Genomic DNA, 7,060 nt, shown 5'->3' with positions numbered 1-7,060 from the left:
TTTACTAGGCATTGACTTTTCATAAATATGGTTATATTGTATAATACAATATGCGTTTTAAATGCACAACAGCTTATTGCAAGTGCATCGTACTAAATCCGTTGCGATCGCGTAGCGTGCCGGAGGCATATCGCTCACCTATTTTTGGCTATAGGACAAGCAAGATCGGGTTTTTTTGGGCGGATGTTGGTATAAATAGTTCTCCTATTATTAATTTCTGAAGTTCAGCAATTTGTGGCATCCCTCCAGGTAGGTAAATTAGTCAGAGCATCGCAGTCGAATAGTCTCTCTAGAGGATTACGGCAGGATGCGATTTGCTCGAATTCTTGTTAGTTATGATATTGCTTTCTGTTAAGCGCGATCGCTCTTGCTAAAACCACCGCCGCTACTGTCACGGCAATAAGCTCGATACACTAAGGTTTGTGGATTTTTGTACCTCCTAGCTAAAGGAATATTTGCAACTCGATTTCTCGCTCTCTGCGAAATTTTCCGATGACCGAAAGTAATTAGGTTCGGGGCCCCCGGATTCATCCGTGGAGTCGATTCTAAAATCTAAAATCTAAAATCTAAAATCTAAAATCTAAAATCGATTGACAGGGAGCAAGTTCTTTATTTAACCGATCGGGATCTACTACAAAAGAGCCGCACCCTACCATCTAAAAGCGGATTTGGTAATCTGTACTAAAATTATATGTAAATCAGAATAATACGAGTTCACAATTTTGGCTTCCCATCTCAAATCTAAAATTTCAAATGGTATGAATCATCAATCTTGGTTGAAACAGCTAAAAAAACATCGAGCGATCGCCGTTATCCGTTCTTCAGAAAAAGAACTCGCTTGGCACATGGCCTCATCGTTAGCCGCAGGAGGAATGCAGTAGTTGGGGTTATTCTGGGATTGTCCGAGAATAACCCCGATTTTTTTGTGGGAAAGAGTGCGATCGCACCCATTCACCTTTCGTAAACTTCTCGCCGATGACGCACTTTACTGATGTCGATCGTGCGACTGTCGTCATCAATGGTGTATATTACCCTGTAATCGCCAACCCGAATTCGCCAACCGTTTGTCTCCCCCTTTAACTTGATACAGCCCGGAGGACGTGGCACACTTCCTAAAGCATTTATCTGGGGATAAATACGACTGCTGATTTCAACGGGCAGAGCATCCAGGTCTTTTTGAGCCGAACGTGCAGTAATTACCAGGTAATCAGACATTCAATTTATTTTTTTCCTGAAGCTGTCGTTGAACTTCTTCCCAAGGAACTCTTGGTTCATCTTTTCTAGATTCAATAATTATGCCATCGTAAACATCCTCCCAGAGTTCGCCGTGCTTCTCGAAGTCGAGCAGCACCGCAATTTTTTCGCCTTCAGAATCAACTAAAAACTGAAAGTCGATCGGTTCGCCGCATTCAGCCAGCACGTCTGCCCAAAATGCGCTGTGTTCTTTGAGGTCAACAATTGCAGCGGTTTTGTTGCCTAGATTGTCAGTTAAAAATTGAACGCCCCGCATAGTGTAGTTTGGCATATATCGGAGTGAGTAATGTGTATTAAAATTATATGCGAGTCAGAATTATCTGAGTGTCAAATTTGCGATCGTTACCAATTTAAAATCCTTCGACGCTCGCGCTCACGCCGCAGTCTAAAATCTCAAATCTAAAATTTCAAATGGTATGAATCATCAATCTTGGTTGAAACAGCTAAAAAAACATCGAGCGATCGCAGTCATCCGTTCTTCAGAAAAAGAACTCGCTAGGCAGATGGCAAAAGCGGTAGCAGCGGGCGGGATTCAATTTATTGAAATTACTTGGAACACCCACAAAGCCGCTGAATTAATTGCCCAACTCCGCTCGGAATTCCCTACTTTTAGTATTGGCACCGGCACTTTATTAAACTTAGAACAGTTGCAGCAAGCAATAGACTGCGGCGCTCAATTTATGTTTACTCCCCACACCGATTTAACTATGATTAAAACAGCAGTTGAGGCCGGAGTGCCGATCGTCCCCGGTGCTTTTTCTCCTACGGAAATTGTGACCGCGTGGCAAGCAGGCGCTACCTGCGTTAAAGTGTTTCCCATATCGGCTTTGGGAGGCGCCGCCTACCTGAAAAGCCTGCAAGGCCCCTTGGGACACATTCCTTTAATTCCCACTGGCGGGGTGACGCTGGAAAATGCCAAAGTATTTATTGACGCCGGGGCGATCGCCGTTGGTTTAGCCGGAGACTTATTTCCTAAACACTTAGTGGAAAATAGAGATTGGCGGGCGATCGTCCAAATTGCCCAAACTCTCGCCCAAAACTTAACAACTTGTTAAGCCCTCTTTCCAATCTCGAATCTAAAATCTAAGATCTAAAATAGTACAACTCAATCTAAAATCTATAACCTAAAATCTAAAATAGTACGAGGTGTGAGAAATGAACAGCATTATCAACTCAATTTACTTCCGCCGCGCTGGAACTTTCTGTGCCGGCTGCGCCCTAACAGTTGCTGCATTCTGCGGCGGTTCAATTCCTGCAATTGCCGGCGAACAGCACAACACAATTGCCAATAAAATTATGCAGTTGCAGCAATCCAGCCAGCGCTGGATTGAAATTGATTTGTCAAGACAAAGGCTAATAGCTTGGGAAGGAAATACAGCAGTTTACGCGGTGGTTATTTCCAGCGGCAAATCATCGACTCCCACCCGCACGGGAACCTTTGCCGTTCAAACCAAATACCGCGTTGCTAGGATGACTGGGCCGGACTACGACGTGCCGGACGTTCCCTATACAATGTATTATGACGGCGGCAATGCAATTCACGGCGCTTACTGGCACAATTTGTTTGGCAATCCCGTTACTCACGGCTGCACAAATGTAGCTGTAAATCACGCTAAATGGCTGTTCACTTGGGCCTCGGTGGGAACACCTGTGGTGGTGCACAAATCTGAGATTTAAGAGTTATATCCGCGTTATATCCCCGACTTCGTAAAGAAGTCAGGGAGCGGGCTATTATTATTTTTAGGTGCTTACTTCACTGCTGCTTTCAAACACAATCCCAATTGTACCAAACATCACTAAAGTCTAAGTTAATAAGTTCTGATTTAGAAATAAAAAAGTTACATACGCCGCCGTCTCCCCACAGAATATGCACCGAATCATCATCAGAGGAATCCATTTGCAATAAAAGAATATTTTGATCTGTATCACTATCGGGATTATTACCGCATCTTGGGTCGCATTGTGCAAAATCAGGATAACCGCTTATTTTATGACCGAAGGGACGAGATATTTGTAAATATTGCTCCTCAATTCGATAGTTATTGGTCAATAATTCATAACAATCTTCTCCTAAAAGTTGACTGCATTGGTAGTCAGCAATACTAATCGGTCTATATTTCTTAGTAAATTGCAAGCCGTAACATCCATAAACAGGAAAGTATTCTGGTTCTGGCAAAAAATCATAATTGATGATCGGGTTTTCTAAACTCAAGTCTGGTTCATGAAAATATAATACTTGAGAACACTGTGGAAGTTGCTCTGAACCAATACCATATCCGCTATCGTCTCCAATATAAAACTGTAAAATCCCTCGCTCTGGAAAACCATCTAAAGGCGGTACTTCAGAAAAGTTGATTTGTGCTAGCAAGAATAAATATTTACCGTCAGGAGTTTTTGGATACTCAAAGCCTTTAGGTAAATAGGGCAATCCCCCAAATTTACTTTTCCACAAATTAAGCCTATCGTTATTCTGGATTTTAATTTCAATGTAAGGTTTAATGGTAGCTTCGATTCGGTCGCGATACTTTTCTAGTTCTGGAGAGAGTGGAAATTCTAGTTTACAGTTCATCTGCTTTTAACAATTTGTTTTGAACGCAATCTGTAGGGTGCGCCGAAGCGCACGTTACCTGTAAAGCCTATTCCTAACTTAGCTGCACCACTGGTTTATCCTCTAACAAAGTTTCATTTGTCAGCAAATCTTCCACGGTAATGCGTAAAAAGCGCTGTTCGTCAACGCGAAACAAAATTTTGACGCGATCGCTCCCGGGATACCCTGGCGGCGTCAATTGCGCGATACTGCGTGATCCGTCTTTGTCATTTAGCGGCTGTACCGATCTTTGACCCGCGAGTTGGCGAGTAATTAGCCTGTCGCCATCAAAATATATCTCCGTGCCGCCAGTTTCCGCTCCCAATTCGCCGACAATTAATTCTATACTTCGTTGATTTTCTAAAGAAGCTCCCAAGACTAATTCTACCGGTTCGCTCATCGGATAAGACTGCCCGGATTTAATTAAACTGTGCCAACTGTGGCAATTTTCGCGGCGGTTCCAGTAGCGAATGCCGTAACTGTGATAGAGAAAATCTTTGATTTCTATGCCTTGACTCAGTTGCAGAGCACCTTGGGCGATCGCCTCAAAGGGTTTGTCGCAGCGAATTTTTGCAGGCTCGAAATATTGCTGCACCCAACGCTGCACAGCGGGAATTTGTACAGTACCGCCAACTAGCAAAACTGCATTGATGTCGCCAATTTCTAAGCCTTGGCGCCGCGCTTGCTGCAATACTTGATTCATGCACTCGTCGAGGTTGTCAAAAAACTGATGTTCGGCGAGGATAGATTCAAAGCGAGATCGATCTAATTCTAATTCGTAACTCTCAAAATTTTCGTCATCAAAATAAACCTCAACTGCCTGATTCACCAAAGACAACTGAATCTTTAACCGTTCTGCTAATCTGGTTGTTATCGGAGATTTGGCCAGCCCTTTTGTTTTAAAAAAATATTCAACCAACCAATTATCAATATCAGAACCGCCTAAATTTTGTCCGGCTTTAGCCAAAACCCGGGCAACTTTTGCCTTTTGCGCTGAAGATTCAGCTAATAACTTTTCGCCCCACTTGAGAATAAAACCGAGGGGCTTTTTGTCGGAGGAAGCGTCCAAACGCACTACAGAAAGATCGAGAGTTCCGCCGCCGAAATCAATGACTAACAGAATTTCGCGATCGGCTAAACCATAACCCAAAGCAGCCGCCGTAGGTTCGTCCAATATCCGCACCTGTTCTACTTGCAGAGATTCAGAAACTTTGCCCAACCAATGGCGGTAAGCTTCAAAACTATCTACTGGCACAGTAAAAATCAAAGAATCTACGGGCAAGGGCAGTTCGCGAATTGAGTTCACAATTTGGCTCAAATACCACTCACCTACTCGTTCAAAAGTAATAAGTTGCCCGTCAAGTTCCGGCACAAAACCCTGAACAGAAGTGCCAATTCCCCGCTTAAAATTGCGGAAAAACCGAGAATCTCCACTCAAATCAAGGCCTCTATCGCGGACTTGCTGACCGAGTATTACTTTATTTGCCGCAGCGTCCTCAACGTAGAGTAAACTGGGAATTAGGGGCGGGTTTTGAGCCGAGATTGCCGACAATCCCGGTAATTTCAAAGTTTCGGGCTGCTGGAGGGCTTGATTCCAGCGAGCGACGACGGTGTTGCTAGTTCCAAAATCAATTGCGATCGTCATTCAGCCAAAATACACAGCTACTAGGGATTAGATTATATTATGGTATTTGGAGCGGCAAATACAAACATAATATTATGACTCAATCCACTTTCTTTGAAACCGAGAACGAAGAGCCTGTACAGGGAATTACTGAAATTGCAGTATGCGGCTACAAGTCTATTTACGATGAGTGTCAGATTGAAGTGCGATCGCTGACAATTCTAGCCGGTGCCAACAGTTCTGGTAAGTCTAGCATCATGCAGCCACTATTGCTGATGAAGCAAACGCTAGAAGCCCCTTACGACCCCGGTGGTTTGAAACTTGACGGGCCTAATGTTAAATTTACATCAGCAGAACAGGTATTGTCTAAACTCTCTCCAGAAAAAGACAGGGATGAGTTTTCTCTCAGGCTGAATATAGATACCGATAATTTTTTGCTCAACTTATTTAGAAAGCAGCCAAAGCACGGAATTAAAGTTGTTAGAGCGACTTACTGTATTCCTTATGAGGGGGGTGAATTTATTACTATTTTTCCAGGAATGCAGCATCAAGATTTGGTGAAAATTATTCCTGAATATTTGGCTGAAAATTACAATTTATTGTTAGATAATATCGAGGAAAAACCGCCACTATGGAGTGTGAGTAATGTCCGATGTTTTCTAGATTTGCAACTTGGCGACAGCCAGTTTGATTCATCCTATTTGCCAATGAATTTCCCCAAACATATTCGCCGCATCGTCCACGTTCCGGGGTTGAGAGGCAATCCAGAACGCACCTACAATACCGCAGGAGTTGGCAGTGAATTTCCGGGCTTTTTTGAAAATTATGTTGCTAGTATAGTTAATTACTGGCAAGAAACAAAAGACGAGCGACTGATAAAATTGGGTCAAGCTTTGGAGTTATTAGGACTTAACTGGAAAGTTGAAGCCAGACAGATTAATGACGTACAAATTGAACTGCTAGTAGGTCGTTTATCCCGCCGCAACGGGAGTGCAAGCGATACTGTTAGTATTGCTGATGTTGGCTTGGGAGTATCGCAAACGTTGCCTGTTTTAGTTGCCTTGCTTGTAGCAGAACCAGGACAATTAGTTTATCTAGAACAGCCGGAAATTCACTTGCATCCTCGCGCTCAAGTTGCTTTAGCACAAATCTTAGTGGATGCTGCAAATAGAGGTGTGCGTGTTGTTCTAGAAACTCACAGCGAATTGCTGCTTTTAGCAGTTCAATCGTTAGTTGCCGAGGGTAAAATATTACCGGATTTAGTAAAACTTCACTGGTTTAAACGGCGCGACGATGGTGTTACAGAAGTCAGCAGTGCCGATTTAGACGAGACGGGAGCTTTTGGAGATTGGCCTGAAGATTTGGGCGATGTTTCTTTGCATCTAGAAAACCGCTATTTGGATGCAGCAGAAGCTGTTTTGTGGAAGCGTTAACATGGCAGATAAAGTTTCTAAACGCCTGGTAATAGATGCTTCTGTTGCGCGTGCTGCTGGTGGAGAAGATGCAACCTATCCCATATCATTGGTAACAAGTTAGAAGGGAGTAGATTTTGTCAATACCTCTTGGGATAGAAATATTATGGAATAATAATGATA

Annotated in this window: 8 protein-coding genes; 4 read left to right on the top strand and 4 right to left on the bottom strand. The window is 43.2% G+C overall.

Features of this window, described 5'->3' with window-relative positions:
- The first annotated feature begins 758 nt into the window (after window positions 1-758).
- Window positions 759-881, top strand: coding sequence for a hypothetical protein (locus QUA78_RS31170; RefSeq protein WP_333306710.1), 123 nt, complete (start codon window positions 759-761; stop codon window positions 879-881).
- Between the two features lie 70 nt (window positions 882-951).
- Here the strand turns inward: QUA78_RS31170 and QUA78_RS31165 are convergent, their stop codons facing one another.
- Together QUA78_RS31165 and QUA78_RS31160 are read right to left on the bottom strand one after the other, a co-directional pair.
- A complete protein-coding gene (locus QUA78_RS31165) occupies window positions 952-1,215 on the bottom strand; it encodes a type II toxin-antitoxin system RelE/ParE family toxin (protein ID WP_333306712.1) in 264 nt (87 codons plus the stop codon).
- A complete protein-coding gene (locus tag QUA78_RS31160; protein ID WP_333306714.1) occupies window positions 1,208-1,525 on the bottom strand; it encodes a hypothetical protein in 318 nt (105 codons plus the stop codon). The genes QUA78_RS31165 and QUA78_RS31160 overlap by 8 nt, the downstream gene beginning before the upstream one ends.
- Window positions 1,526-1,670: 145 nt before the next feature.
- On the opposite strand from QUA78_RS31160, the gene QUA78_RS31155 reads away from it, so the two are divergent.
- Both QUA78_RS31155 and QUA78_RS31150 read left to right on the top strand, forming a co-directional pair.
- The gene (locus QUA78_RS31155; RefSeq protein ID WP_333306716.1) at window positions 1,671-2,309 is read left to right on the top strand and encodes a bifunctional 4-hydroxy-2-oxoglutarate aldolase/2-dehydro-3-deoxy-phosphogluconate aldolase; all 639 of its coding nucleotides are present in this window, start codon (window positions 1,671-1,673) and stop codon (window positions 2,307-2,309) included.
- 100 nt (window positions 2,310-2,409) lie between these two features.
- A complete protein-coding gene (locus QUA78_RS31150) occupies window positions 2,410-2,931 on the top strand; it encodes a L,D-transpeptidase (protein ID WP_333306717.1) in 522 nt (173 codons plus the stop codon).
- A gap of 88 nt (window positions 2,932-3,019) precedes the next feature.
- On the opposite strand, the gene QUA78_RS31145 is transcribed toward QUA78_RS31150, so the two are convergent.
- Both QUA78_RS31145 and QUA78_RS31140 read right to left on the bottom strand, forming a co-directional pair.
- A complete protein-coding gene (locus QUA78_RS31145; RefSeq protein WP_333306719.1) occupies window positions 3,020-3,823 on the bottom strand; it encodes a DUF1963 domain-containing protein in 804 nt (267 codons plus the stop codon).
- A 73-nt stretch (window positions 3,824-3,896) separates the two neighbouring features.
- On the bottom strand, window positions 3,897-5,486 hold the full coding sequence (locus tag QUA78_RS31140) for an Hsp70 family protein (RefSeq protein ID WP_333306721.1): 1,590 nt from the start codon (window positions 5,484-5,486) through the stop codon (window positions 3,897-3,899).
- 74 nt (window positions 5,487-5,560) lie between these two features.
- On the opposite strand from QUA78_RS31140, the gene QUA78_RS31135 reads away from it, so the two are divergent.
- A complete protein-coding gene (locus tag QUA78_RS31135; protein ID WP_333399213.1) occupies window positions 5,561-6,898 on the top strand; it encodes an AAA family ATPase in 1,338 nt (445 codons plus the stop codon).
- Window positions 6,899-7,060: the final 162 nt, after the last annotated feature.

Origin of the sequence: Microcoleus sp. K4-B3, assembly GCF_036704615.1 — a bacterium.
Classification (GTDB): Bacteria; Cyanobacteriota; Cyanobacteriia; order Cyanobacteriales; family Microcoleaceae; genus Microcoleus.
The sequence above is the reverse complement of the archived record's forward strand: the minus strand, read 5'-3'. Positions and strand labels throughout refer to the sequence as shown.